This window comes from Ectothiorhodospiraceae bacterium BW-2, from assembly GCA_008375315.1.
In the GTDB taxonomy this organism is placed as follows: Bacteria; Pseudomonadota; Gammaproteobacteria; order Thiohalomonadales; family Thiohalomonadaceae; genus BW-2.
The window spans coordinates 2,848,143-2,874,265 of record CP032507.1 but is presented as its reverse complement, the minus strand read 5'-3'; the positions used below and the strand labels follow the sequence as shown (position 1 = coordinate 2,874,265).

Genomic DNA, 26,123 nt, shown 5'->3' with positions numbered 1-26,123 from the left:
TAGTCAACTTTTAGCCTCACTCTCTTGCTCGACAGAGGGGGGAGTTAGCTCACGCTCTCCCGTTGCCCCCCCCTCCTCTAGTCGAATCAAATTGCCGTTCACCTCCGCCCCTTTAGCTATCTCAATGTAGCCGTAATAGACGCTGCCCCGAATCCGCGCCTGAGGCAGTAGCTCAAGCTGGTGTTCGGCATAGACATCGCCCACCACTTCGCCGTTGAGCACGATATTAGGGACAGTCACCTCCCCCTCTATTTTGCCCTGCTCGCTGAGACTTAAGACGGCACCAGAGCCGTTAGGTGCCCGTACATTGCCCACCACTTTGCCATCTATCTGCACCCCCCCTCGAAAGTGGAGGTCACCTCTGAGTTCGCTATCTCTCCCTATTAGCGTATCGAGACGGGTCGCTCGTCTCCCTTTCGTCTGTCTGTTACTCCACACGCCCCTCTTCTCCGTTAACCAGTTCGGCCCAATAAAATAGAAACTGCTCCGGCTCGGCCTCACCGGAGGGCGCTACTGTAAGCGCCAACTGTTGTGGTGTAAAGTCCTCGGCCAGTTTGAAACGCATATCAAGGGTACCGAAATAGTCGAACTCAAACTCGGCGCTCAGTCTCTCCCCTACCCGCCCCTCACTATCGAGCAGCTCTAACCGCCACTGGCCGCTAACCGCTTTGCCATCATTAGGACGACGGTTAAACAGCGCTAGAAAACGGTACCACCCCCCGCCTAGCGAGGCCAATTCGACCCGATGCAGCGCGATCCCCTCCCCCCGACTCACCGCGCCTGTCACGGTACGGTAGAAACCGAGCTCCTGCTGCAGTGCCTTTAGCTGCTGCTGCTGCTGTCGCAGCTCTACCGCGCTCTGTTCAGCCGCCGCCTGATCGATCTGCTGCTGCTGTTGCAGTGACCGATTTTGGCGCTCCAGCCGTCGTAGCTGCTGCTTCAGTTCGCTAAGCTGCTGCTGCGGATTAAGCTTCCCCTCTAGCTGTCGGGTGTCCCACATTTGCGCCATAAAGTAGCCGAGCCAGCCACACAGCAGCGCAGAGATTAGCAGCGGTAGTCTCACCGGTTCTAGGGGAGAGTAGCGAGCGAGTCGATGCCGCTCTTTTCATCTAAACCAAACATGATGTTCATATTCTGTACCGCCTGACCCGCGGCCCCTTTGGTCAGATTGTCGATCACCGACAGTATGACCACAATATCGCCACTTTGGGGACGATGCAGGGCGATACGACAGAAGTTGGAGCCGCGCACTGAACGGGTCTCGGGGTGGGAGCCGACCGGCATCAGATCGACAAACGGCTCATTGGCGTAGCGCTTGGCGTACATATGTTGTAGATCGATCGAGTCATCCGGCATCTCGGCATAGAGGGTCGCATGAATGCCACGCACCATCGGCACTAGATGGGGAACGAAGGTTAGGCCGATCTCCTCGCCAGCAACGCTCTCTAACATCTGTCTAATCTCCGGCAGGTGGCGATGCCCTCGGGCGGCATAGGCTTTAAAGCTACCATCGACCTCGCTAAACAGTGTGCCAACGCTCGCTCCACGACCGGCACCGCTAACGCCCGATTTGGCATCGGCGATAATTCGTTCTAGGTTGATGAGCCGTGTCTCTACTAGCGGCAGCAGACCGAGCAGTATTGCGGTAGGGTAGCAGCCGGGGTTGGCCACTAGGACGGCTGTGGCAATTTGGCTGCGATTTAGTTCCGGCAGGCCATAAACGGCCTCTGAGATCAGTTCGGGAGAGGCGTGCTCCATGCCATACCACTGCTGCCACAGCTCCACATCTTGCAACCGAAAGTCGGCCGCCAGATCGATAATTCGCGTCCCCTGCTGCAATAGCTGTCGGGCCATCTGCATCGCAATCCCATTAGGGGTGGCAAAAAAGACCACATCGCACTGCCCTAGACGGGCCGTATCGGGCTCAGTAAATTTTAGATCGACCGAGTTACGCAGATTAGGAAAGAGCTCATCCACCCTCATCCCCGCTTCGGAGCGAGAGGTGATAACCTCCAGCTCTACCTGCGGATGTTGCGCTAACAGCCGCAGCAACTCGACCCCGGCATATCCGGTGCCGCCAACAATACCTGCTCTTACCATGCGTTCACTCCTTATGGTGGGTTGTGGGTTACAACTTGACCCCATTGTGTTATCAATGCCCCCACATATTAGCAGAACTGCACTCTAGCGAATAGAGAGCCCCCACCTCAGCAACAGTTCGGTGTGATAGACTGTCCGCGCTTGGCCAATGAAATGTTTCCCAATTAAATGTTTAAGGAGAAGATGATGCTCTATATCAAAGCGATGCATATTGTTGCGGTCATTACCTGGTTTGCCGCTCTCTTCTATCTGCCGAGGCTATTTGTCTATCACGCCATGAGTCAAGATGAGGTGAGTAACGAGCGCTTTAAGGTGATGGAGCGCAAGCTCTATCGTGGCATTATGACCCCTAGCATGGTGGTCGCGACCCTATTAGGATTGTGGCTACTACAGAGTTACGCTTGGAGCGCCTATGCCCACATGGAGTGGCTCCACCTAAAACTGGTTTTGGTGACGCTACTTATCGGCTACCACTTTTGGTGCGGTCAGATTGTGCGCCAGTTTCGTGACGATCAAAACCAGCGATCCCACCTCTTCTATCGCTGGTTTAATGAGTTTCCAGTGCTCATTCTGATTACCGTAGTCATTTTGGCCGTTGCCAAGCCGTTTTAAGTGAAAATTTAGCCTAAGGTTCCGGTAGAGCGCGATGGCTCTAGCACCATCGGAATCCCCGCCATCGCCGATAGGGCGGTCAGATTGAGCGCCTCAATGCGCCGCCCCTTTACCCTCAAATAGCCCTGCTGCTGAAAGCGACTAAAGATACGGCTAACGGTCTCTACCGCTAACGAGAGGTAGCTACTCATCTCCTGCCTTGAGACCGGCAGCCAGAAGTCGAACGGTGAAAACCCTCGCATTCGATAGTGATCAGAAAAACCGATTAACAGTGCCGCTAGACGAGCATCGGCCGACTTTAGACTCAGCGAACGGATCGTATTTTGCTCTTGCATTAACTGGCGGCTAATCAGCATCAATAGCTGCTGCTCTAGGGTTGGATACTGGTGTAGTAGCTGCATTAACCGCCCAAAGTCGATACGGCAGAGATAGACCGGCTCAATCGCCACCGCTCGAAAGGGGTGGCGGCCAGTATGGATGGCATGAAATCCTAACAGCTCCCCCGGTAACACAAAACCGACAATCTGCTGCTCCTCCGCCCCACCTCGCACCGCCTTAACCGCACCGGAGCGAATGGTAAAGATCGCCCGCAGCGGCTCATTTTGGGCAAATAGCTCAGCACCACTCTCTATCATTGTCGGCTGCTCCACCAACTTTTCAAACTCGGCAACTGCCGCATGAGGGGAGCCTGCCGGCAGACAGACCCGCTGTAACGAACAGGCGCTACATCGCCCCCCCATAGAATAACTCTCTGAATTCATTTGACGCTCCCGGTATGCTACCGCTCTATTAAAATTTAGAATTAAAGCATATTCTAATGTAGATAGGTAAAATTCGCTACATTTCAATTGCTCCGCGGCTCAATTCACCGCCACTTCTAAACCAATTTGGAAAAAAAGCGGCGTAATATGCTGACAATTCAGCTAAATGGCCATTGACCAAAAGTGATCGAATCCCTTATAGTCTCGCCACTACTGCGTTAGCCACCGCCTCAGCGTCAACGACTGTGACCCGGCTAGCCCTGCTCCAACTTTGCCACTTACGGTCATGAAACAGAACGAACTGCAGCATTTAGAACAACAGATTGACGCTTTGCTTAAACGGGTGCGTCAACTAAAGAGTGATAACCAGTCACTACGGGAGAGTCAGGCCGCCCTACTGAAGGAGCGGACCGGTCTGATCGAGAAAACCGAGCAGGCTCGCGCCCGCGTTGAGACGATAATTAACCGTCTGAAGGAGATGGAGGCCGAATCATGAGCTCCCCGATAAACCAAGAACAGATCTATATCCTCGATAAAAGCTACACTATCGCCTGTACCCCAGAGGAGCGGTTAGCGCTACTAGAGTCGGCGGCGATGCTAGATGATAGGATGCGTCATATTCGCGATACTGACAAAATCGTCGGCACCGAACGCATCGCGGTCATCGCGGCGCTTAACATTGCCCACGAACTGCTGTTAGAGCGGCGCAGCAGCGGCAGCAGTCCTGAAGTGGCCGAGGCGATCGTCAAACTGTCAAAAAAGATTGAAAAGGAGCTGAAACAAAACTAAACTACTCCCCGTCGTTCAAGCAATGGATACGCCTGCGCTGTACGCTCTTCTACCGGGTATTTTCTTGAGCCTATTTTATACCTTGGGGATCAACCGCTGGCTCTGTGTGTATGTCCGCTAGCCGGAAAACCTAATGAGACGGATGCGATTCCCACTTGAACCAAGGGTTCAAGGACAATGGTAGTGGCGGCAGTCTGGGTGTATCCACCCTAATCTAGCTCCCCCATGAATAGTCACAACGCCTTTGAGCGCTCGCTGCGTCAACAGTTACGCCAGCTGCGACGAACTCTCCCCCCTCCGCAACGGGCCAAGCTCGAACAGGCTCTCTGCCGCCGGTTATGGCACTACCCTCCGTTGCGTTACAGTCAGCGAATTGCCCTCTACCTTGCCAACGATGGCGAACCGGCGCTGACTTCGTTAATCGAACAGCTATGGCAACACGGAAAAGAGCTCTACCTCCCCCACCTCTACCCCCTCCCCCATCGCTGTCAACTCGGCTTTAGCCGCTTTACCCCCCAAACGCGGCTGCAACCGAACCGTTTTGGCATCTTAGAGCCTTGTCACATCGATCTTCCCCACCGACGCGAGCAGCTACGGCTCGATCTAGTGCTCATGCCGCTAGTCGGCTTCCACCCCAAGGGTACCCGTTTAGGTATGGGGAAAGGGTACTATGATCGCACCTTTAGCTATCGTGCGCGTCAGTCGGCGTTAGGGCGTCCAAAACTTATCGGCGTCGCCTTTGAGTTTCAAAAAGTAGCCCAGCTACCAAGACGGGAGTGGGATATTCCCGCCGACACCATTATTACCGATAGCCACTGCTATCACAGCTCGCCTCCAACCCCTCCTCCTAGGGGCGGCTAAGTGTCGGGGCGCATTCCACAGAGCTTTATCGATGATCTGATTCAACGGGTCGATATCGTTGAGGTGATTGATGCTCGGGTGCCACTCAAACGGGCCGGTAGAAACTATAGTGCGTGCTGCCCATTTCATAACGAAAAGAGCCCCTCATTTAGCGTCAACCCCGAAAAACAGTTCTACCACTGCTTCGGCTGCAAAGCCTCCGGTAGCGCCATCACTTTTCTGATGGAGTATGATGGTATGAGCTTTATCGAGGCGCTACAGACGCTCGCGCCCATGGCGGGGATGACCCTACCACAACCGGAGAAGCTCTCGACCACCCCGAGCTCTGGGGTGACCACCTCGATCGATCCCTACCAAATAATGGCGCAGGCTAGCCAATACTTTCAGCAGCAGCTACGGCACCACACTCAGGCGGCCACAGCGGTCAGCTATCTACAACAGCGCGGTCTATCGGGGGAGATATGTCGCCGCTACGCTATCGGCTACGCGCCGCCTGGATGGGATAATCTGCTCAAAGCACTCTCCTATCCCCATCACGATCTCGAACAGTTAGGGCTAACTATTCATAACACTGATCGCAATAGCTGGTACGACCGCTTTCGGGAGCGAATTATCTTCCCGATCCGCGACCGTCGCGGTCGGGTGATCGCCTTTGGGGGCCGTGTACTAGACGATAGCAAGCCAAAATATCTCAACTCCCCCGAAACGGCGATTTTTAGTAAGGGACGCGAGCTCTATGGCCTCTATGAGGCGCGACAGCAGCAGCGCCAATTAGAGAGCGTGATGGTGGTAGAGGGCTATATGGATGTGGTAGCACTAGCGCAATTTGGGATCCATAACGCGGTGGCCACCCTCGGTACCGCCGTCACTGACCACCACCTACAGCAGCTATTTCGAGTGAGCGAGCATATTATCTTCTGCTTTGATGGCGATGAGGCGGGACGCAAAGCCGCTTGGCGCGGGCTGGAGTACGGTCTAAAACAGCTACAAGGAGAGCGCCAAATCCAATTTCTGTTTCTAGCCGCAGGAGAAGACCCCGATAGCTTTGTGCGCCAGCACGGTGTCGAGGCGCTACAGCAGCAGCTACAACAGGCCACACCGCTAGCGGAGTTTCTGCTACAGCAGGTGAGCGATAAGTGTGATCTACGCCAAATTGAGGGGAGAAGTCGCTATATCGCCCGCCTAAAGCCGCTCTTTGCCGAGCTGCAACGCTCCCCCTTTAGCCAACTACTCCTAGAGCGCTGCGGTAGTAAAATTCAAGCCGATGCAGCTAAGATGGCGATCCTGCTCGAACGCCCCGATCTGCCGCTGCCACAGGCTACCCACCGCCCGAGCCGCCCCTACCCCCACACCAGCGCCGGGCGCGCGCCGCACCAAGCAGAGGCCCACCAGCCGATGAGTCTGGTTAAACGGGCTATCTGGCTACTACTCCACCAGCCGCAGCTTGCCCACACTATCGGCGAAAATCATAACCTTGATCAACTTGATCTCATCGGTGCGCCGTTATTAGCAGAGATTATCGACTTTATCCACCACCACCCCGACGCCTCAGCGGCATCGCTGCTCGAACACTGGCGTGATCGCTCTGAGGCCCCCCATCTACAACAGCTACTGGCCCAACCCCCGCTACTGATAGAGAGTGGCGCAGCGCGTGAGCTAGAGTTTAACGAAGTGGTAACAAAACTCGATCGCCAACGGCTCAAACAGGAGCATAATCAGCTACTAGAGCTGTTTCAGCGCCAAGGCTCCCTAAGCGACAGTGATCGAGAGCGCTACCGCCAATTAACCCAACTCATTCGATAACACGACCAATAAGACGATGCGGCAACTTTTCAAACAGCGCCCCCTAGCCACCACAACGATTATCACTGCCCTATTTGGCCTTACGCTGCTGCTCGATATCTCCGGCGCTCTCAATCGGCTGGAGTATATAACATTTGATCTGCGCACCCTCTACCATCAGCAGCAGAGCGAAGCCCACCCCGATATCGTGGTAATTATGATTGATGAAGCCTCACTACAGACGATGAACCCGCTAGTTGGCCGCTTCCCCTGGCCAAGAGCGCTCTATGGGGATCTTATCGACTATCTCGTCATGGGGGGAGCTAAGGCGATCATCTTCGATATCCTCTTTACCGAAAATCAGCAGATCATAAACGAATCGCTCTCTAGCGATGACGCCCGCCTAGCGGCGGCAACCGCCAGTAGCGGCATCACCTATCACGCACTACAATTTATTCGTGAGGAGCTAGAGGGTCAGGATCAACACACGCTGCACCACCCACTCCCACAAGATCTGGTGGCACAGCACGCCTTCGCCTACCAAGGATTTAGTGATCGCGGCAATAATAGCGCCCTCTACCCCTATCCCGAACTCTATCAGGCAGCTAAGGGGCTAGGTATTGTGGAGGTCGAACCCGACGCTGACGGCATCTATCGTCGCATTCGCCCCTTCCACCTCTATCAGGGCAACCTTTTCGCCTCTCTCGGCCTTGCCCCGCTCATCCCCACCAATACGGTGGTGATCAAGCAGTCGCAGCGCATTGGCCTCAACTCATCACTCCCCCCACTACCACTCGATCGCGACGGTCGGGTGATGATAAAGCAGCTAAAAAAGGTCACCGCCTACTCGGCCGGCGGGGTATTTGCATCGATTCAGCAGCTCTATCAAGGCAAACTAGATCAGATCAAAGTGATGCCCGATCAGTTCGCCGGCAAATATGTCTTTATCGGCGCGAGCGCTATCGGACTGCAAGATCTAAAGGCGACCCCCCTCTCCCCCAAAACACCGGGGGTGATGCTGCATGTCTCGCTATTGAGCAATCTGTTACAAGATAGCCTTCTGCACCATCTACCGGTGGGTGCGACCTACCTTATCAGCCTACTGTTCATTATTGTGACCCTAGCTGCGGTACTGTTACAGCAGCGCATGGCCGGGCGCACCCTGCTGCCACTGATGCTAATTAGCCTTTGGGGAGCGCTGGGGTTACTGCTGTTTGCTTACCACTGGGTGGTCAATATTACCACGCCGATTATTGCTATTTTACTCACCTTTTTTAGCAGTTTTGCTTATCTGTCGTTTAGCGAAATTCGTGAACGGCAGCGAGTTCGCGCCACCTTTGGCCGCTACCTCTCGCCGGCGGCACTCAATCAGATTCTAGATGATGAGCAGCTACGGCAGGAGATAACGCTCAGTAACCGCGAGCAGTTAACTATTTTCTTCTCCGATATTCGCTCCTTTACCTCTATCTCAGAGTCTCTACCGGCGCAGCGGGTGGTCGAGCTCCTCAATACCTACTTTGGGGTGATGGCCGAGATCGCCTACAGCCACAAAGGGACGCTCGATAAGTATATTGGCGATGCGATCATGGCCTTCTGGGGGGCACCGCTACAGATTGAGCACCACGCTACCGAGTGCGTTAGCGCGGCGCTAAAGATGGAGCAGGCGCTCATTCAGGTGAACCAGACGCTGCTTGATAAGGGGCTGCCGACTATCGATGTCGGCATGGGGATCCATACTGGTGAAGCGATTTTGGGTAATATCGGCTCGGAACATAAGCTCGACTACACCATTATTGGCGATAGCGTTAATCTCGCCTCCCGCCTAGAGGGGCTAACCAAGCCCTATCACTGCCGCATTATTATCTCTGAGACCACCTATCTTGCACTGAGCTGCTTTATCCCCTGCGCCGTTATCGATATGGTAAGAGTTAAGGGGAAAGCGCACCCGATTATGATCTTCGCCCCACTCTGTCCTCCCGACAGCGATAGCGAGACCCTAAATCGAGCCACGGCGATCGCAACCCACTCCCACCTCTGCTTTAAACTCTACCTAGAACAGCAGTGGCAGGCGGCGATTGAGGCCTACCAGCAGCTCCCTCTGCCCGCCTATAGTCAACTGATGCAGGAGCGCTGTCACACTTTCTTGCAAAATCCCCCTGAAGAGGGGTGGGATGGGGTATATAATTTAACCAGCAAATAGTTCCCGTCCCACACAGGAGTCTTGATCCGGTTACGATCCTAAGGCGCTAGAGCGCTATCTCCAGAAGGTCTCGCCATAAAGAGGATCAGGCAGCGATACTAAATCAGACCCACCCGAGCTTCATTACGCTGATGTGACATAGCAGAATCATTATCGAATCAGGCTGGCTTATCAAGAAGAATAACAGAATATATTGATATATTTATGGAATAAGCCGATAAAACCCATGCGCCAGCACAATCACCATAAACACGGCGTTGCGAACTAGCAGCGCCGGCCAGACATAGCGCACCGCAGGCCGTGTCTGCCGCGTTGTCGCCACATCAGCTAGGGCGTCGGCGAGTTGGGTTAAAAACGCTACGCCACGCGGCCAGTCCCATAAACCGTCGCGCCACGGCGCGGGAATACCGGCCTCGCCCGTTACCGCGCCTGCTAGCGCGCCGACAATCGCGCCGACGGTGTCGGTATCGCCGCCGCAATTGAGCACGCTTTCCAAGCTCAGCGCAAAATCGCCATAGTGCAGATACCAAGCATACACGGCAACCGGCACGGTGTGATACATGTAGCCGCTGACGCCGGTGTGCAAACCGAGACTGGCAGCGAATTCGGCGACGCTGAGATGGTTTTGCAGCCCCTCATCAATCGCGCTGACGCAGCGTTGCCAGTCGGCGTCGTCACCGCAGCCATGCAATAGCGCAAGAAAATCCGTCGCCGCCGGACGCGCTTGCAAATCCTCCCGTACAATCCAAGCGCTAAGGCGGGCAATCGCCAGCGCACCGGTCATGGCTTTGGGGTCGGTGTGGGTGAGACGAGTAGACGCGGCAACGCAGGCGTCGAGTTGGTCGGGTTCATGGGCGAAGCGCAGGCCAATGGGCGCGACGCGCATCGCCGGGCCATTACCGGCGGAAAACACGCCACTGCGCGCAGGCGGAAAACCCAGCCACAGCTTGAGGCAGGCGCGTAGCGTCGCCAAGCCGATGCCGGCCGGCAAGCCGATGAACCAGCCACGCAGACACCAACCCAGCCGATGGGCAAAAGCGTGTGCGTCAGCGCCGCAGACCAGCAAGGACTGGGCGACGAAACTGGCGTGTTCGGTATCGTCGCTACCCATACCGTGACCGAACAGGAAACGGTGCCGCCACGGCCCGCCGCAGTGCTTGCGAATCCGCCGCGCCGTCAAACCTTCCGCTGGCAGTCCCAAGGCATCGCCGACCGCGAGGCCGAGCAGTAAACCACGACTGCGTTGTCGAATATTCATTGTTGGGTGCTCTCCACAGTGTTGATCAAAGCCCGCGCCGAAACTAGCCACCACCGATTCATCACCCACCCCTATCATCGACAAACATGACTGCCGGAGCAACTAGGCGAGTAAACCGCATCGTTCACCTCCGCTACTGACTCAGCTCCATCTACCGCTAACAGCCCCACACACTCACCAAACGGCACGGCCAGTGCCAAATCTTCTCCTCCCACGAGGTGGTCGCATCGCGGTCAAAAATCACCAAATGGCTCTCCTCCGCGCCACACTTATCACTGTAGTCGAGGGTCTGTGCTATCCCCTCCTCCACTATCTTCTCCAGTGATCCGTGCAAAATCTTTAGCTCTATCACCACAATCTGTACCTCCTGCCACTGGCCGTTATGTTCACTCACCGGCCACTCAATGAGCAGGTCGGTACGACGCCGTCCGAGCGCATATTCGCGGTTAATCCGTCCGCCGCCATTAATAATGCGCTGTAAAAACGCCTGCATCAGTAGCTGTGGCCCCGCCTCTTTGTAGGCAAAACGCTGTAGCCAGATTTCGGAGTTCTGCCGAAAAAACTGTTGAAACGCCTGTAGCAGTTTAACCATGTCGAGCCGGTTTGTTTCGGTCAGATACCAGCTCTGCTGCTGGTTACTTATCGTCGCCTGGGTGGTAAAGGTCAACTCTCGCGGGATCACTTCCTGATAGATGCGATTGCTAATCTGTAGCGTTGGTTTAATCCGTATTAAACCCAAATCGTGACAGTAGAGCAGATCGTCCTGCGGTAAATGGTCGGGCATACCTTCTCCTGCTAGAATCGGCGCAATCACCCCGCGAACCCGCTCCTCCTGTAGTTTATCGGCCAATTGATCTAAGTGTACCGCCCGCGACTGTATCAGTCGCTCCCGCGCTGCCTGATAGTGATGCAGGTTAATCACTACGCTGCGATCGCGCAGTGCACGATCTTTCCAGGTTAATTCGTTACCGATAGCATTGACTAGCCACGGCTGGCCATAGGTGTCTTGCCATAGCGGTTCAAAAATGGCCTCATCAAAGCGCTGCCCGGTAACATCGGTATGTTGCTGATAGAGCGCCCGCACCTCCTGTGGAGTAAAGTTGCCCAAAGTCAGCGATTCAGCCTTCACATTAAAGGCACTACCGCCGGTAATAATATCGCCATTGCTTTGGTGGATGCGGTAGTCTTTTAAATCGCGCACACCACAAAGAATAATACTATGAGGAAACGCTTCGGGGCGTTGCATATAGCCGGTGCGTAGCTGTCGTAGCAGTGACACTAGGGTATCGCCGATGAGTGCATCAACTTCGTCCAGTAACAGGACAATGGGTTTGGAGCTGTGCTTTGCCCACCAACTAAGTAGCTGATTTAGTCGCTGTTGCGGCTCTGTCGGACGCAGTTTATCTCGGGCTTCACTCCATGGTAGCGGTTCGCTAAAAAAGAGTTCGCCACTTTGCAGTAAAATATCACAAATAATTCGATTGCCCTTGTCGGCATCATTGCGTGCCGTCTGCACCGCTTCGATATTGACATAGAGCGCCAGATAGCGTCCCTCTTGATTGAGGGCTGTCACCATCTCCATCAGTGCCGTAGTCTTACCGGTTTGGCGCGGTGCGTGGAGCAGAAAATATTTCTGCCGCTCAATCAAGACCCGAACCTCCTCCCAGTCAAATCGTTGAAATGAGGGAATAAGATAGTGCATATCGGCCTTCATCGGCCCTTCGGTGTTAAAGAATTTCTCCATCAGCCTGCTTTTAATTAACCTCTCTCGTATGCACTGCTAACAGCCCCACACACTCACCAAACGGCACGGCCAGTGCCAAATCTTCTCCTCCCACGAGGTGGTCGCATCGCGGTCAAAAATCACCAAATGGCTCTCCTCTGCGCCACACTTATCACTGTAGTCGAGGGTCTGTGCTATCCCCTCCTCCACTACCTTCTCCAGTGAGCCGCGCAAAATCTTTAGCTCTATCACCACAATTTGTACTTCATCCCACTGGCCGTTATGTTCTCTCACCGGCCACTCGATGAGCAGGTCGGTACGACGCCGTCCGAGCGCATATTCGCGGTTAATCCGTCCGCCGCCATTGATAATGCGCTGTAAAAATGCCTGCATCAGTAGCTGTGGCCCCGCCTCTTTGTAGGCAAAACGCTGTAGCCAGATTTCGGAGTTCTGCCGAAAAAACTGTTGAAACGCCTGTAGCAGTTTAACCACATCGAGCCGGTTTGTTTCGGTCAGATACCAGCTCTGCTGCTGGTTACTTATCGTCGCCTGGGTGGTAAAGGTCAACTCTCGCGGGATCACTTCCTGATAGATGCGATTGCTAATCTGCAGCGTTGGTTTAATCCGTATTAAACCCAAATCGTGACAGTAGAGCAGATCGTCCTGCGGTAAATGGTCGGGCATACCTTCTCCTGCTAGAATCGGCGCAATCACCCCGCGAACCCGCTCCTCCTGTAGTTTATCGGCCAATTGATCTAAGTGTACCGCCCGCGACTGTATCAGTCGCTCCCGCGCTGCCTGATAGTGGTGCGTGGTAATGATGACGCTGCGATCCCGCAGGCTGCGATCCTCCCAGGTTAATTCGTTACCCATGGCATTGACTAACCACGGCTGGCCATAGGTGTCCTGCCATAGCGTCTCAAAAATCGCCTCATCAAAGCGCTGCCCGGTGGCATCCGTATGTTGCTGATAGAGTGCTCGTATCTCCTGTGGGGTAAAGTTACCCAGTGTCAGCGATTTAGCCTTCACATTAAAGGCACTACCGCCGGTAATAATATCGCCATTGCTTTGGTGGATGCGGTAGTCTTTTAAATCGCGCACACCACAAAGAATAATACTATGAGGAAACGCTTCGGGGCGTTGCATATAGCCGGTGCGTAGCTGTCGTAGCAGTGACACTAGGGTATCGCCGATGAGTGCATCAACTTCGTCCAGTAACAGGACAATGGGTTTGGAGCTGTGCTTTGCCCACCAACTAAGTAGCTGATTTAGTCGCTGTTGCGACTCTGTCGGACGCAGTTTATCTCGGGCTTCACTCCATGGTAGCGGTTCGCTAAAAAAGAGTTCGCCACTTTGCAGTAAAATATCACAAATAATTCGATTGCCCTTGTCGGCATCATTGCGTGCCGTCTGCGCCGCTTCGATATTGACATAGAGCGCCAGATAGCGTCCCTCTTGATTGAGGGCTGTCACCATCTCCATCAGTGCCGTAGTCTTACCGGTTTGGCGCGGTGCGTGGAGCAGAAAGTAGCGTTTGCGATCAATTAGCGTCTGCATTTCCTCCCAATCAATGCGCCCGAAAGAGGGGATAAGGTAGTGGTCCGCTGCTATCATCGGCCCTTCGGTATTAAAAAATTTTTCCATTAGTTTGCTCTTTTAGCTCTTCCCTCGTTACGGCTGTTGAATCCCGTATAGCCAACTCTTGCCTTTACCGCAGATAAAGCCCGGGTACGCTTTAACTAACGGATTAGTTCCGCTAAATCTTCCAACCAGCTGACTTTCTGAATATATCCAATGCTCATCTTGAACACCAATGTATGCACTGCTAACAGCCCCACACACTCACCAAACGGCACGGCCAGTGCCAAATCTTCTCCTCCCACGAGGTGGTCGCATCGCGGTCAAAAATCACCAAATGGCTCTCCTCTGCGCCACACTTATCACTGTAGTCGAGGGTCTGTGCTATCCCCTCCTCCACTATCTTCTCCAGTGATCCGTGCAAAATCTTTAGCTCTATCACCACAATTTGTACCTCCTGCCACTGACCGTTATGTTCTCTCACCGGCCACTCGATGAGCAGGTCGGTACGACGCCGTCCGAGCGCATAGTCGCGGTTAATGCGTCCGCCGCCATTGATAATGCGCTGTAAAAACGCCTGCATCAGTAGCTGTGGCCCCGCCTCTTTGTAGGCAAAGCGCTGTAGCCAGCTTTCGGAGTTCTCCCGAAAAAACTGTTGAAACGCCTGTAGCAGTTTAACCATGTCGAGCCGGTTTGTTTCGGTCAGATACCAGCTCTGCTGCTGGTTGGTTATGGAATCTTGCAGGGCGCTGGTTAACTCTCGTGGCAATATTTCGCGGTAGATGCGATTACTTATCTCCAGCGGCTTACGCCGAATCAAACCTAAATCTTCGCAATACTCTAAATCATCCTGTCGTTGTTGTGGCGACGGTTCTCCTGCTAATATCGGCGCAATCACCCGCCGCACCCTGTTTTCGCGTAATTTATCGGCCAGCTGATCTAAGTGCACTGCCCGCGACTGTATCAGTCGCTCCCGCGCTGCCAGATAGTGAGGCAGGTTAATCACTACGCTGCGATCGCGCAGTGCACGATCTTTCCAGGTTAATTCGTTACCGATAGCATTGACCAGCCACGGCTGGCCATAGGTGTCTTGCCATAGCAGTTCAAAAATAGCCTCATCGAAGTACTGGCCGGTGGCCTCGGTATGTTGCTGATAGAGTGTTCGTATCTCTTGTGGGGTAAAGTTACCCAGTGTCAGCGACTCTGCCTTCACATTAAAGGCACTACCGCCGGTAATAATATCGCCATTGCTCTGGTGAATGCGGTAGTCTTTTAAATCGCGCACACCACAGAGAATAATACTATGAGGAAACGCTTCGGGGCGTTGCATATAGCCGGTGCGTAGCTGTCGTAGCAGTGACACTAGGGTATCGCCGATGAGTGCATCAACTTCGTCCAGTAACAGGACAATGGGTTTGGAGCTGTGCTTTGCCCACCAACTAAGTAGCTGATTTAGTCGCTGTTGCGGCTCTGTCGGACGCAGTTTATCTCGGGCTTCACTCCATGGTAGCGGTTCGCTAAAAAAGAGTTCGCCACTTTGCAGTAAAATATCACAAATAATTCGATTGCCCTTGTCGGCATCATTGCGTGCCGTCTGCGCCGCTTCGATATTGACATAGAGCGCCAGATAGCGTCCCTCTTGATTGAGGGCTGTCACCATCTCCATCAGTGCCGTAGTCTTACCGGTTTGGCGCGGTGCGTGGAGCAGAAAATATTTCTGCCGCTCAATCAAGACCCGAACCTCCTCCCAGTCAAATCGTTGAAATGAGGGAATAAGATAGTGCATATCGGCCTTCATCGGCCCTTCGGTGTTAAAAAATTTCTCCATTAGTTTGCTCTTTTAGCCATTGACCCGGTTATGGTTGTTGAATCCCGTATAACCAGCTCTTGCCCTTACCGCAGATGAAACTTGCGCAGTCTTTGACTAACAGATTGGTACCATAAAATTGCTCTTCGGCATCACTAAACCCATCATTATCATCATCATTATCGGCGTTAGCTTGTTCGGTTTTACAAGAGACATGACACCTACACCCCTGATGCGTCAAATCTGTTGAGCAAAACCATTTATCGCCACAAAAGAGGAAGTGTCAGATCGGAAGAGAGTGTAACTGAATTGATCACAAACCCCAAGCAGAAACCGCGCCGTAGCCGTATAGAAATTGCCTAACTGCTAGAGCAATACGAGCAAATGACTCAGGAGCTGAGTGAAGCCGACAATGGCAGAGTTTAAAACATTGAGTAAAACCGACAGTGACGAGCTGATTGGGCGTGTTGAGAGAGCCATTGCAGAAGATTTGGCCCTCTCTAAAGCCGATAGGCAGCTACTGTTGGGTGTTTTGTTAATGGTCACAGAGCTACGGACTATAGTCTGAGCCCAGTGCCCTTCGTTGCGCTAACAGCCCCAACAATGCACCCCACCCTCTCCTGCGGCGGCGCGATACCAAATCTTCTTACCCCAGCTTATTTTGGGGTTGCGGTTAAAGATAATCAGATGCACCTCTGCGGCACCACAGCTATCGGCATAGGCGCGGCTCTGTTCAATGCCTTGTTGCAGGGTCTTTTTTAGGTGACTACGCAAGATTTTTAGCTCAATCACAATGCGCTGCACTTCGCCAAATAGCCCTACCGCCTCATCGACCGGCCATTCGATGATAAGGTCAGTGCGGCGGCGGCCGAGGGCATATTCGCGGTTAATGCGCCCACCGCCGTTAATAATGCGTTGTAAAAAGGCTTGCAGCAGCAGTTGTGGCCCCGCTTCGTGGTAGTCGAAGCGTTGAATCCAGCTCTGGCTATGTTCGCGAAAGAATTGCTGAAATGCTTGCAGCAGTTTGATCATATCGAGGCGGTGGTCGGGGGTGAGATACCAGCTCTGCTCTTGATTGGTGATGGTCTCTTGGGTGGTGTAGGTGAGTTCACGCGGCAATATCTCGCGATAGATGCGGTTGCTGATGGCCAGATTAGGGCGGCGGCGAATGAGCCCTAAATCGACACAATAATCGACATCATCGACCGGTAGCTGCTCCGGCTCACCCTCACCGGAGAGAATCGGCGCAATCACGCCGCGCACTCGTGGCTCTTTAAGTTTGTCGGTGAGCTGGTCAAGGTGGGTAGCGCGGGATTGAATCAGCCGTTCACGGGCGGCGAAATAGTGGTTAAGGGTGATGGGCTGGCTGCGGTCGCGCAGGGCGGACTCTTTCCATGTCAATTGGTGAGCAAGGGCATTAACCAGCCACGGCTGGCCGGCGGTATCGAGCCACAGCTCAGGGAATATCGCCTCAGCAAAGGGCTGGCCGGTAGCATCGGTGTGTTGTTGATAGAGGGCGTGGCACTCCACTTCGGTGAAATTACCCATCGTCAACGACTCGGCTTTAACATTAAAGGCGCTGCCGCCGGTGATGATGTCGCCATCACTTTGGTGGATGCGATAATCTTTTATATCGCGCACACCACAGAGCAGTACCGATTGCGGAAAAGCCTGCGGGCGCTGGGTGTAGCCGGCGCGCAGTTGGCGCAATAACGACACTAAGGTATCACCGATAAGGGCATCGACTTCGTCGAGCAGCAGGATAATCGGTTTGGGGTGATAACGCGCCCACATCTGTAACAGTGCCTGTAATTTTTGATGGGGCGACTCTTGGCTGCCTTCGTTATTAAGCCAAGTTTTTAGCCGCTGCTCACCCCAATAGAGCTCCATTTGATTGGCAATGGCGCGACAGATCCCCTCGACTCCCATAGCTACATCGCTGCGTGCGGTTTGCGCCGTTTCGATATTGGCATAGAGGGCGGTATAGCGCCCTTCGTTATTGAGCGCCTCAACAATGCTCAACAGGGTGGTGGTTTTGCCGGTTTGGCGCGGGGCGTGGAGCAGGAAGTAGCGTTTTTGGTCAATGAGATGGCTAATCTCCTCCCAGTTAATCCGCTGTAGCGGTGCGATGGTGTAGTGGTCGGTCGCTATCTGCGGGCCGGCGGTGTTAAAAAACTTTTCGGTCAGTGGCATGGTGTGCCTCCTCCTAGCTCAATCGGTGATGCTTAACGCCATCACGCCTCCGCTATCTTTAACTTAAAAATCGAATAATATATTAGATCAAAAGAGATTAATATAAAGATGCGGCCAATGTCGGATTTCGTTGCCTTAACAACCCCAACAATGCACCCCATTCTGCGCGGCGGCGGCGCGATACCAAATCTTCTTACCCCAGCTTATTTTGGGGTTGCGGTTAAAGATAATCAGATGCACCTCTGCGGCACCACAGCTATCGGCATAGGCGCGGCTCTGTTCAATGCCTTGTTGCAGGGTCTTTTTTAGGTGACTACGCAAGATTTTTAGCTCAATCACAATGCGCTGCACTTCGCCAAATAGCCCTACCGCCTCATCGACCGGCCATTCGATGATAAGGTCAGTGCGGCGGCGGCCGAGGGCATATTCGCGGTTAATGCGCCCACCGCCGTTAATAATGCGTTGTAAAAAGGCTTGCAGCAGCAGTTGTGGCCCCGCTTCGTGGTAGTCAAAGCGTTGAATCCAGCTCTGGCTATGTTCGCGAAAGAATTGCTGAAATGCTTGCAGCAGTTTGATCATATCGAGGCGGTGGTCGGGGGCGAGATACCAGCTCTGCTCTTGGTTGGTGATGGAGGTTTGGGTCATCCAAGTGAGTTCGCGTGGTATCACCTCTTGGTAGATACGGTTGCTAATTCGTAGTGAGGGGCGGGAGATAACCAGACCTAAATCTTCGCAGTATTGCCGGTCATCTATGGGCACCTGTATCTCTAACTCATCTTCAGCCGCCAATATCGGCGCAATCACGCCGCGCACTCGTGGCTCTTTAAGTTTGTCGGTGAGCTGGTCAAGGTGGGTAGCGCGGGATTGAATCAGCCGTTCACGGGCGGCAAAATAGTGGTTAAGGGTGATGGGCTGGCTGCGGTCGCGCAATACTCCCTCTTCCCAAGTAAGCTGGTGCGCGAGCGCATTAACCAGCCACGGCTGGCCGGCGGTATCGAGCCACAGTTCAGGAAATATCGCCTCCGCAAAGGGCTGGCCGGTGGCAGCGGTGTGTTGTTGGTAGAGGACATGGCACTCTGTTTCAGTGAAGTTGCCCATGGTGAGCGACTTAGCTTTAACATTAAAGGCGCTGCCGCCGGTGATGATGTCGCCGTCGCTTTGGTGGATGCGATAATCTTTTATATCGCGCACACCACAGAGCAGTACCGATTGCGGAAAAGCCTGCGGGCGCTGGGTGTAGCCGGCGCGCAGTTGGCGCAATAACGACACTAAGGTATCGCCGATAAGGGCATCGACTTCGTCGAGCAGCAGGATAATCGGTTTGGGGTGGTGACGCGCCCACATCTGTAACAGTGCCTGTAATTTTTGATGGGGCGACTCTTGGCTGCCTTCGTTATTAAGCCAAGTTTTTAGCCGCTGCTCACCCCAATAGAGCTCCACTTGATTGGCAATGGCGCGACAGATCCCCTCGACTCCCATAGCTACATCGCTGCGTGCGGTTTGCGCCGTTTCGATATTGGCATAGAGGGCGGTATAGCGCCCTTCGTTATTGAGCGCCTCAACAATGCTCAACAGGGTGGTGGTTTTGCCGGTTTGGCGCGGGGCGTGGAGCAGGAAGTAGCGTTTTTGGTCAATGAGATGGCTAATCTCCTCCCAGTTAATCCGCTGTAGCGGTGCGATGGTGTAGTGGTCGGTCGCTATCTGCGGGCCGGCGGTGTTAAAAAACTTTTCGGTCAGTGGCATGGTGTGCCTCCTCCTAGCTCAATCGGTGATGCTTAACGCCATCACGCCTCCGCTATCTTTAACTTAAAAATCGAATAATATATTAGATCAAAAGAGATTAATATAAAGATGCGGCCAATGTCGGATTTCGTTGCCTTAACAACCCCAACAATGCACCCCATTCTGCGCGGCGGCGGCGCGATACCAAATCTTCTTACCCCAGCTTATTTTGGGGTTGCGGTTAAAGATAATCAGATGCACCTCTGCGGCACCACAGCTATCGGCATAGGCGCGGCTCTGTTCAATGCCTTGTTGCAGGGTCTTTTTTAGGTGACTACGCAAGATTTTTAGCTCAATCACAATGCGCTGCACTTCGCCAAATAGCCCTACCGCCTCATCGACCGGCCATTCGATGATAAGGTCAGTGCGGCGGCGGCCGAGGGCATATTCGCGGTTAATGCGCCCACCGCCGTTAATAATGCGTTGTAAAAAGGCTTGCAGCAGCAGTTGTGGCCCCGCTTCGTGGTAGTCAAAGCGTTGAATCCAGCTCTGGCTATGTTCGCGAAAGAATTGCTGAAATGCTTGCAGCAGTTTGATCATATCGAGGCGGTGGTCGGGGGCGAGATACCAGCTCTGCTCTTGGTTGGTGATGGAGGTTTGGGTCATCCAAGTGAGTTCGCGTGGTATCACCTCTTGGTAGATACGGTTGCTAATTCGTAGTGAGGGGCGGGAGATAACCAGACCTAAATCTTCGCAGTATTGCCGGTCATCTATGGGCACCTGTATCTCTAACTCATCTTCAGCCGCCAATATCGGCGCAATCACGCCGCGCACTCGTGGCTCTTTAAGTTTGTCGGTGAGCTGGTCAAGGTGGGTAGCGCGGGATTGAATCAGCCGTTCACGGGCGGCAAAATAGTGGTTAAGGGTGATGGGCTGGCTGCGGTCGCGCAATACTCCCTCTTCCCAAGTAAGCTGGTGCGCGAGCGCATTAACCAGCCACGGCTGGCCGGCGGTATCGAGCCACAGTTCAGGAAATATCGCCTCCGCAAAGGGCTGGCCGGTGGCAGCGGTGTGTTGTTGGTAGAGGACATGGCACTCTGTTTCAGTGAAGTTGCCCATGGTGAGCGACTTAGCTTTAACATTAAAGGCGCTGCCGCCGGTGATGATGTCGCCGTCGCTTTGGTGGATGCGATAATCTTTTATATCGCGCACACCACAGAGCAGTACCGATTGCGGAAAAGCCTGCGGGCGCTGGGTGTAGCCGGCGCGCAGTTGGCGCAATAACGACACTAAGGTATCGCCGATAAGGGCATCGACTTCGTCGAGCAGCAGGATAATCGGTTTGGGGTGGTGACGCGCCCACATCTGTAACAGTGCCTGTAATTTTTGATGGGGCGACTCTTGGCTGCCTTCGTTATTAAGCCAAGTTTTTAGCCGCTGCTCACCCCAATAGAGCTCCACTTGATTGGCAATGGCGCGACAGATCCCCTCGACTCCCATAGCTACATCGCTGCGTGCGGTTTGCGCCGTTTCGATATTGGCATAGAGGGCGGTATAGCGCCCTTCGTTATTGAGCGCCTCAACAATGCTCAACAGGGTGGTGGTTTTGCCGGTTTGGCGCGGGGCGTGGAGCAGGAAGTAGCGCTGGCTGTCGATAAGGTGGCGTATCTCCTCCCAGTTAATCCGCTGTAGCGGGTTAATGGTGTAGTTAATTTCCGCCTTTTGCGGGCCGGCGGTGTTAAAAAACTTTTCGGTCAGTGGCATGGTGTGCCTCCTCCTAGCTCAATCGGTGATGCTTAACGCCATCACGCCTCCGCTATCTTTAACTTAAAAATCGAATAATATATTAGATCAAAAGAGATTAATATGAAGATGCGGCCAATGTCGGATTTCGTTGCCCTAACAACCCCAACAATGCACCCCATTCTGCGCGGCGGCGGCGCGATACCAAATCTTCTTACCCCAGCTTATTTTGGGGTTGCGGTTAAAGATAATCAGATGCACCTCTGCGGCACCACAGCTATCGGCATAGGCGCGGCTCTGTTCAATGCCTTGTTGCAGGGTCTTTTTTAGGTTACTACGCAAGATTTTTAGCTCAATCACAATGCGCTGCACTTCGCCAAATAGCCCTACTGCCTCATCGACCGGCCATTCGATGATAAGGTCAGTGCGGCGGCGGCCGAGGGCATATTCGCGGTTAATGCGCCCACCGCCGTTAATAATGCGTTGTAAAAAGGCTTGCAGCAGCAGTTGTGGCCCCGCTTCGTGGTAGTCGAAGCGTTGAATCCAGCTCTGGCTATGTTCGCGAAAGAATGGCTGAAATGCTTGCAGCAGTTTGATCATATCGAGGCGGTGGTCGGGGGTGAGATACCAGCTCTGCTCTTGATTGGTGATGGTCTCTTGGGTGGTGTAGGTGAGTTCACGCGGCAATATCTCGCGATAGATGCGGTTGCTGATGGCCAGATTAGGGCGGCGGCGAATGAGCCCTAAATCGACACAATAATCGACATCATCGACCGGTAGCTGCTCCGGCTCACCCTCACCGGAGAGAATCGGCGCAATCACGCCGCGCACTCGTGGCTCTTTAAGTTTGTCGGTGAGCTGGTCAAGGTGGGTAGCGCGGGATTGAATCAGCCGTTCACGGGCGGCGAAATAGTGGTTAAGGGTGATGGGCTGGCTGCGGTCGCGCAGGGCGGACTCTTTCCATGTCAATTGGTGAGCAAGGGCATTAACCAGCCACGGCTGGCCGGCGGTATCGAGCCACAGCTCAGGGAATATCGCCTCAGCAAAGGGCTGGCCGGTAGCATCGGTGTGTTGTTGATAGAGGGCGTGGCACTCCACTTCGGTGAAATTACCCATCGTCAACGACTCGGCTTTAACATTAAAGGCGCTGCCGCCGGTGATGATGTCGCCATCACTTTGGTGGATGCGATAATCTTTTATATCGCGCACACCACAGAGCAGTACCGATTGCGGAAAAGCCTGCGGGCGCTGGGTGTAGCCGGCGCGCAGTTGGCGCAATAACGACACTAAGGTATCACCGATAAGGGCATCGACTTCGTCGAGCAGCAGGATAATCGGTTTGGGGTGCACCGATGACCACCAGCTCAGTAGCGCACCAAAGCGCTGCATCGCTTCGGCTTCGGCAATCACTTGCCGCGCCTCAGTGCTCTCGATGAGGTGGGGCGCTGTTGCGCGAATCGATTGCAGCAGCGCATCGCAAAACTGCCGGTCTCCCAACTCCGCATTATTGCGCGCTATCTGCGACCGCTCTAGGTTGACATAGAGGGCGGTATAGCGCCCTTCGTTATTGAGCGCCTCAACAATGCTCAACAGGGTGGTGGTTTTGCCGGTTTGGCGCGGGGCGTGGAGCAGGAAGTAGCGTTTTTGGTCAATGAGATGGCTAATCTCCTCCCAGTTAATCCGCTGTAGCGGTGCGATGGTGTAGTGGTCGGTCGCTATCTGCGGGCCGGCGGTGTTAAAAAATTTTTCGGTCAGCGGCATGGTGTGCCTCCTCTTGACTCAATAGCTGAATAGCGGATGATGATATTTAGGTTGCAAACTCGTTTACTGTCCACTTTAAGCGCCGATAATGCTGGGTAAAAGTTTCAATATCATCCTCTTTCTGGACTGATAATTTCTCTCTCCACCCCGCCACACATCACCAAAGCTCTGAGCAGCATCAGCCACCACTAGGGCATTGGCCAGCGTTTGCAGGATGATCTGTTCGGCATCGGATGGATTCACTCGCTCATCATATCCCCCCTTGAGTCGCGGATCGACCTTCGCCAACTGCTGCGCCTCGATGTGCTTCATCCGTTCAACCGGATCGTCAGCGCACCCGATTATGATCTTCGCCCCACTCTGTCCTCCCGACAGCGATAGCGAGACCTTAAATCGAGCCACGGCGATCGCGACCCACTCCCACCTCTGCTCTTCAAATTTTACCTAGAGAAGCAGTGGTAGGCGACGATTGAGGCCTACCAGCAGCTCCCTCTGCCCGCCTATAGTCAACTGATGCAGGAGCGCGGCCACACTTTCTTGCAAAATCCCCCTGAAAAGGGGTGGGATGGGGTGTATAATTTAACCAGCAAATAGTTCCCGTCCCACACAGGAGTCTTGATGATGACTATGCGTCTTCACACGCTGCTCGCAGCACTCACACTCAGCGCCACTTTACAGGCTGAAACCGGCTACATTCAGAGTCAACAGGCTCCCCTGTTTGCTCAACCCGCCTTTAATGCCAATAAGATTGCCACCCTCAATCGCGGCGATGAGGTCACCGTCGTCAGCCGACAGACCGCCTGGATAGAGGTGACATCGGGATCGCAGCAAGGATGGCTCTCTAAATTTATGTTCACCTCCCACCCACCGCTCAATAACCTCTCACCCCTTGACCAAAGTAGCGTCGATTTAAATCAGAGCGCCCGCACCCGTGCCTCCGTGGTTACGACAGCCGGGGCGGCTCGGGGATTAAGCGCCGACTCTGAGGAGGAGACTGACCGCCCAGCCAACTATGACGATCTACAGCAGATGGAGCAGTTAAAGCTCGATGCCGCTGAATATCAACAGTTTATCGATCAGATCCAGCATGGTAAGTAGCCGCCCCCTCTGGATGACGCTACTGTTTATCCTACTGTTGAGCGCTATCGCCCCGAGCCACGCCTTTCGGGGTCGCGCCTCGCAGCAGCTAGAGGCGAGTGCTGAGGAGCTGGAGGAGGATGTTAAGGCCGAAATCGCCTTTGGGCGTCAGTTAGCGGCGCTGATTTTAGGTCGTCACCCGCTCGATCAGCGCCAGCAGATTAACCGCTACCTCACCATGGTGGGGCGCTACTTGACCGAGCATGGGGGTCGCAGTGAGTTAACCTATCGCGTTGCGCTAGTCGATAGCGAAGAGATTAACGCCTATGCCGCCCCCGGAGGCTATATTTTCATCACCCGCGGCGCTCTACTACAGATGGAGGATGAGGCGGAACTCGCCGCTGTACTCGCGCACGAAATCGCCCATATTAACCATAAACATATCGTCAAAGAGCTGAAAATTCGCGGCAACACCCTCGATGCCGGCAGTATGGTCGGCCAGCTACTCGGCGGTTTTAGCGATACCGCCCGAGTCGCGCTGCAACAGACGCTCGATAAGGCGTTTGGGTTACTGTTCGGCAACGGCTTAAAACAGCAAGATGAGTTAGAGGCCGACCAGAGCGGGATGTTACTTAGTACCCTAGCCGGTTACGATCCTAAGGCGCTAGAGCGCTATCTCCAGAAGGTCTCGCACCATAAAGAGGATCAGGCAGCGATACTAAATCAGACCCACCCGAGCTTCTCAGTCCGGCTCGAAGCGTTGCAACAGCAGCGCCAGCAGCAGAGGCTGGATCAAATAGAGGGGGTGACAATGCGCCCCCGCTTTACCCTGATTGTTTCACCTAACCTTAGTGAGTAGAAAGCATGTTCCACCCCCCCTCCCCTATACCATAGCCCCTATTGTGCTGCTGTTGTCGCTCGTTACCCCCAACGCCTATGGCGATATAAACCACTACAATAATGCGCTCTTAGGTGAACGAGCCTCCGGTATGGGGGGGAGTTACATCGGTATTAGCGATGATGTCTCAGGGCTCTACTATAACCCGGCTGGCATTGTCTATTCGCAAGATCTCACCCTCTCAGGCGCGGTTAACACCTACTCCCTCGCGACCACCACCTATAAGAATGCGCTATTGAGTAACGACTACGAGCGCGAGACCTCCTCGCTGCTACCTAACTTCTTTGGGATGGTGCAACCGATGCAGAGTTGGACCTTCGGCTTCTCCTACGCGGTGACCGACTCGCTCAAGCTCGATCAAGATCAGCTCTTCACCAATCTCGCGAACACCACCACCAGTGATGCGATTATTAACTCCAACTTCCAAAACGATGAGTATAAGATCGGCCCGTCATTGGCGATGGAGATTAACGATCGCCTCGCCGTCGGTATGACTCTCTACTTCTACCTCCACCAGAGTCAAATTATCCTTAATCAGTGGATCGGCAAGGTGGCGACAAAAGATCAATTTGATGACGGCCACACTCGCTTTGAGTGGAGCAACACCTACATTGAGTCGGAAGAGAGCGGTATAGAGCCGGTATTAGGGGTGATGTGGGCTCCCATTGAGCGGCTCTCAATCGGGATGACGCTGCGCCAACCGCTGCTCTTCTCCAGCGAAATGATCCAGCAACAGAGCTGTAGCAGTGACCGCGAGGAGGCAGTCGGGCTCTGTGCGTTAGCCAACGGCACCACCCAAGCCCCCGTGCTCACCCATATCGACGCCAAACGCGATCTACCGCTCCATCTCGGTCTCGGTGCGGCTTGGTTCTACTCCGATAAGCTGCTGCTGTCAGCCGATCTTAACCACTTTAGCGCCACCTCTGCCACCGAGTTTGATAACACTGACCGCGACTCAGTCACCAATTTGGCACTGGGGATGGAGTACTACCTCACCAATAGCTGGGCACTACGAAGCGGTCTGTTTAGCAATAACTCCAATAACAGCAAGTTAGAGGGACTCTTTACTGAAGACATTGATCGTATCGGTCTTAGCGGCAGTATTACCCGCTTCACCCGTAACTCCTCTCTCACCCTCGGTCTCATTATTGAGCAGGGGAGCGGTACCGCTTCGGTGATTGAGGGGGCTAATCAGGCGACTGAGTTTCTCTCCACCAATCTCTTTTTAGGCAGCAGCTATAAGTTTTAAACCAAGCGC

23 protein-coding genes and 1 other RNA gene are annotated in these 26,123 nt (G+C 53.9%); 10 read left to right on the top strand and 14 right to left on the bottom strand.

The window, feature by feature from the left end; genetic code table 11:
- Window positions 1–3 precede the first annotated feature (3 nt).
- From D5085_13745 to D5085_13735, 3 genes are read right to left on the bottom strand one after another with little or no spacing between them, the layout of a single operon-like run.
- A complete protein-coding gene (locus D5085_13745) occupies window positions 4–501 on the bottom strand; it encodes a polymer-forming cytoskeletal protein (GenBank protein QEP44088.1) in 498 nt (165 codons plus the stop codon).
- Complete coding sequence (locus D5085_13740; protein ID QEP44087.1) at window positions 428–1,063, bottom strand: hypothetical protein; 636 nt, start codon at window positions 1,061–1,063, stop codon at window positions 428–430. The genes D5085_13745 and D5085_13740 overlap by 74 nt, the downstream gene beginning before the upstream one ends.
- Window positions 1,064–1,068: 5 nt before the next feature.
- Window positions 1,069–2,100, bottom strand: coding sequence for an N-acetyl-gamma-glutamyl-phosphate reductase (locus D5085_13735; GenBank protein ID QEP44086.1), 1,032 nt, complete (start codon window positions 2,098–2,100; stop codon window positions 1,069–1,071).
- A gap of 186 nt (window positions 2,101–2,286) precedes the next feature.
- On the opposite strand from D5085_13735, the gene hemJ reads away from it, so the two are divergent.
- Entirely contained in the window at window positions 2,287–2,712 is a 426-nt protein-coding gene (gene hemJ, locus D5085_13730) for a protoporphyrinogen oxidase HemJ (GenBank protein QEP44085.1), read from the top strand.
- Between the two features lie 8 nt (window positions 2,713–2,720).
- Here the strand turns inward: hemJ and D5085_13725 are convergent, their stop codons facing one another.
- Window positions 2,721–3,473: a transcriptional regulator FNR gene (locus D5085_13725; GenBank protein QEP44084.1), complete on the bottom strand. Its 753-nt coding sequence runs from the start codon at window positions 3,471–3,473 to the stop codon at window positions 2,721–2,723.
- 286 nt (window positions 3,474–3,759) lie between these two features.
- On the opposite strand from D5085_13725, the gene D5085_13720 reads away from it, so the two are divergent.
- From D5085_13720 to D5085_13695, 6 genes are all read left to right on the top strand, one after another.
- On the top strand, window positions 3,760–3,969 hold the full coding sequence (locus D5085_13720) for a TIGR02449 family protein (GenBank protein ID QEP44083.1): 210 nt from the start codon (window positions 3,760–3,762) through the stop codon (window positions 3,967–3,969).
- Complete coding sequence (locus D5085_13715) at window positions 3,966–4,262, top strand: cell division protein ZapA (GenBank protein ID QEP44082.1); 297 nt, start codon at window positions 3,966–3,968, stop codon at window positions 4,260–4,262. Before D5085_13720 ends, D5085_13715 begins: the two co-directional genes overlap by 4 nt.
- A gap of 26 nt (window positions 4,263–4,288) precedes the next feature.
- Window positions 4,289–4,467: non-coding RNA, 6S RNA (ssrS, locus tag D5085_13710), on the top strand.
- A gap of 20 nt (window positions 4,468–4,487) precedes the next feature.
- Complete coding sequence (locus D5085_13705) at window positions 4,488–5,123, top strand: 5-formyltetrahydrofolate cyclo-ligase (GenBank protein ID QEP44081.1); 636 nt, start codon at window positions 4,488–4,490, stop codon at window positions 5,121–5,123.
- Entirely contained in the window at window positions 5,124–6,926 is a 1,803-nt protein-coding gene (locus D5085_13700; GenBank protein ID QEP44080.1) for a DNA primase, read from the top strand.
- Between the two features lie 16 nt (window positions 6,927–6,942).
- Complete coding sequence (locus tag D5085_13695; GenBank protein ID QEP44079.1) at window positions 6,943–9,105, top strand: adenylate/guanylate cyclase domain-containing protein; 2,163 nt, start codon at window positions 6,943–6,945, stop codon at window positions 9,103–9,105.
- 202 nt (window positions 9,106–9,307) lie between these two features.
- Here the strand turns inward: D5085_13695 and D5085_13690 are convergent, their stop codons facing one another.
- From D5085_13690 to D5085_13645, 10 genes are all read right to left on the bottom strand, one after another.
- Window positions 9,308–10,363 (bottom strand): ADP-ribosylglycohydrolase family protein, encoded by a 1,056-nt coding sequence (locus tag D5085_13690; GenBank protein ID QEP45169.1) that lies wholly within the window; start codon window positions 10,361–10,363, stop codon window positions 9,308–9,310.
- A gap of 157 nt (window positions 10,364–10,520) precedes the next feature.
- The gene (locus D5085_13685; GenBank protein QEP44078.1) at window positions 10,521–12,107 is read right to left on the bottom strand and encodes an ATP-binding protein; all 1,587 of its coding nucleotides are present in this window, start codon (window positions 12,105–12,107) and stop codon (window positions 10,521–10,523) included.
- Between the two features lie 36 nt (window positions 12,108–12,143).
- Window positions 12,144–13,730 carry an ATP-binding protein gene (locus tag D5085_13680; GenBank protein ID QEP44077.1) on the bottom strand — a complete coding sequence of 529 codons (1,587 nt, stop codon included), beginning with the start codon at window positions 13,728–13,730 and terminating at the stop codon, window positions 12,144–12,146.
- Window positions 13,731–13,911: 181 nt separating this feature from the next.
- Window positions 13,912–15,492: an ATP-binding protein gene (locus D5085_13675; protein ID QEP44076.1), complete on the bottom strand. Its 1,581-nt coding sequence runs from the start codon at window positions 15,490–15,492 to the stop codon at window positions 13,912–13,914.
- A 28-nt stretch (window positions 15,493–15,520) separates the two neighbouring features.
- Window positions 15,521–15,712 carry a hypothetical protein gene (locus D5085_13670; GenBank protein ID QEP44075.1) on the bottom strand — a complete coding sequence of 64 codons (192 nt, stop codon included), beginning with the start codon at window positions 15,710–15,712 and terminating at the stop codon, window positions 15,521–15,523.
- A gap of 347 nt (window positions 15,713–16,059) precedes the next feature.
- On the bottom strand, window positions 16,060–17,664 hold the full coding sequence (locus D5085_13665; protein QEP44074.1) for an ATP-binding protein: 1,605 nt from the start codon (window positions 17,662–17,664) through the stop codon (window positions 16,060–16,062).
- A gap of 135 nt (window positions 17,665–17,799) precedes the next feature.
- Window positions 17,800–19,407 carry an ATP-binding protein gene (locus D5085_13660; GenBank protein QEP44073.1) on the bottom strand — a complete coding sequence of 536 codons (1,608 nt, stop codon included), beginning with the start codon at window positions 19,405–19,407 and terminating at the stop codon, window positions 17,800–17,802.
- Window positions 19,408–19,542: 135 nt separating this feature from the next.
- Window positions 19,543–21,150 carry an ATP-binding protein gene (locus tag D5085_13655; protein QEP44072.1) on the bottom strand — a complete coding sequence of 536 codons (1,608 nt, stop codon included), beginning with the start codon at window positions 21,148–21,150 and terminating at the stop codon, window positions 19,543–19,545.
- Between the two features lie 135 nt (window positions 21,151–21,285).
- Complete coding sequence (locus tag D5085_13650; GenBank protein ID QEP44071.1) at window positions 21,286–22,890, bottom strand: ATP-binding protein; 1,605 nt, start codon at window positions 22,888–22,890, stop codon at window positions 21,286–21,288.
- A 75-nt stretch (window positions 22,891–22,965) separates the two neighbouring features.
- Entirely contained in the window at window positions 22,966–23,292 is a 327-nt protein-coding gene (locus D5085_13645; protein ID QEP44070.1) for a hypothetical protein, read from the bottom strand.
- Between the two features lie 216 nt (window positions 23,293–23,508).
- On the opposite strand from D5085_13645, the gene D5085_13640 reads away from it, so the two are divergent.
- From D5085_13640 to D5085_13630, 3 genes are read left to right on the top strand one after another with little or no spacing between them, the layout of a single operon-like run.
- Window positions 23,509–23,988 carry an SH3 domain-containing protein gene (locus tag D5085_13640; protein QEP44069.1) on the top strand — a complete coding sequence of 160 codons (480 nt, stop codon included), beginning with the start codon at window positions 23,509–23,511 and terminating at the stop codon, window positions 23,986–23,988.
- On the top strand, window positions 23,939–24,826 hold the full coding sequence (locus D5085_13635) for a peptidase M48 Ste24p (GenBank protein QEP44068.1): 888 nt from the start codon (window positions 23,939–23,941) through the stop codon (window positions 24,824–24,826). Before D5085_13640 ends, D5085_13635 begins: the two co-directional genes overlap by 50 nt.
- Complete coding sequence (locus D5085_13630) at window positions 24,801–26,114, top strand: hypothetical protein (protein QEP44067.1); 1,314 nt, start codon at window positions 24,801–24,803, stop codon at window positions 26,112–26,114. Before D5085_13635 ends, D5085_13630 begins: the two co-directional genes overlap by 26 nt.
- Window positions 26,115–26,123: the final 9 nt, after the last annotated feature.

Excerpts from the sequence above, each read along its gene's own strand:
- D5085_13735 (QEP44086.1), bottom strand. The coding sequence starts at position 2,100 with ATGGTAAGAGCAGGTATTGTTGGCGGCACCGGATATGCCGGGGTCGAG.
- D5085_13665 (QEP44074.1), bottom strand. The coding sequence starts at position 17,664 with ATGCCACTGACCGAAAAGTTTTTTAACACCGCCGGCCCGCAGATAGCG.
- D5085_13675 (QEP44076.1), bottom strand. The coding sequence starts at position 15,492 with ATGGAGAAATTTTTTAACACCGAAGGGCCGATGAAGGCCGATATGCAC.
- D5085_13685 (QEP44078.1), bottom strand. The coding sequence starts at position 12,107 with ATGGAGAAATTCTTTAACACCGAAGGGCCGATGAAGGCCGATATGCAC.
- D5085_13635 (QEP44068.1), top strand. The coding sequence starts at position 23,939 with ATGCCGCTGAATATCAACAGTTTATCGATCAGATCCAGCATGGTAAGT.
- D5085_13690 (QEP45169.1), bottom strand. The coding sequence starts at position 10,363 with ATGAATATTCGACAACGCAGTCGTGGTTTACTGCTCGGCCTCGCGGTC.
- D5085_13680 (QEP44077.1), bottom strand. The coding sequence starts at position 13,730 with ATGGAAAAATTTTTTAATACCGAAGGGCCGATGATAGCAGCGGACCAC.
- D5085_13715 (QEP44082.1), top strand. The coding sequence starts at position 3,966 with ATGAGCTCCCCGATAAACCAAGAACAGATCTATATCCTCGATAAAAGC.
- D5085_13720 (QEP44083.1), top strand. The coding sequence starts at position 3,760 with ATGAAACAGAACGAACTGCAGCATTTAGAACAACAGATTGACGCTTTG.
- D5085_13725 (QEP44084.1), bottom strand. The coding sequence starts at position 3,473 with ATGAATTCAGAGAGTTATTCTATGGGGGGGCGATGTAGCGCCTGTTCG.
- D5085_13655 (QEP44072.1), bottom strand. The coding sequence starts at position 21,150 with ATGCCACTGACCGAAAAGTTTTTTAACACCGCCGGCCCGCAAAAGGCG.
- D5085_13705 (QEP44081.1), top strand. The coding sequence starts at position 4,488 with ATGAATAGTCACAACGCCTTTGAGCGCTCGCTGCGTCAACAGTTACGC.
- D5085_13640 (QEP44069.1), top strand. The coding sequence starts at position 23,509 with ATGATGACTATGCGTCTTCACACGCTGCTCGCAGCACTCACACTCAGC.
- hemJ (QEP44085.1), top strand. The coding sequence starts at position 2,287 with ATGCTCTATATCAAAGCGATGCATATTGTTGCGGTCATTACCTGGTTT.
- D5085_13695 (QEP44079.1), top strand. The coding sequence starts at position 6,943 with ATGCGGCAACTTTTCAAACAGCGCCCCCTAGCCACCACAACGATTATC.
- D5085_13650 (QEP44071.1), bottom strand. The coding sequence starts at position 22,890 with ATGCCGCTGACCGAAAAATTTTTTAACACCGCCGGCCCGCAGATAGCG.
- D5085_13660 (QEP44073.1), bottom strand. The coding sequence starts at position 19,407 with ATGCCACTGACCGAAAAGTTTTTTAACACCGCCGGCCCGCAGATAGCG.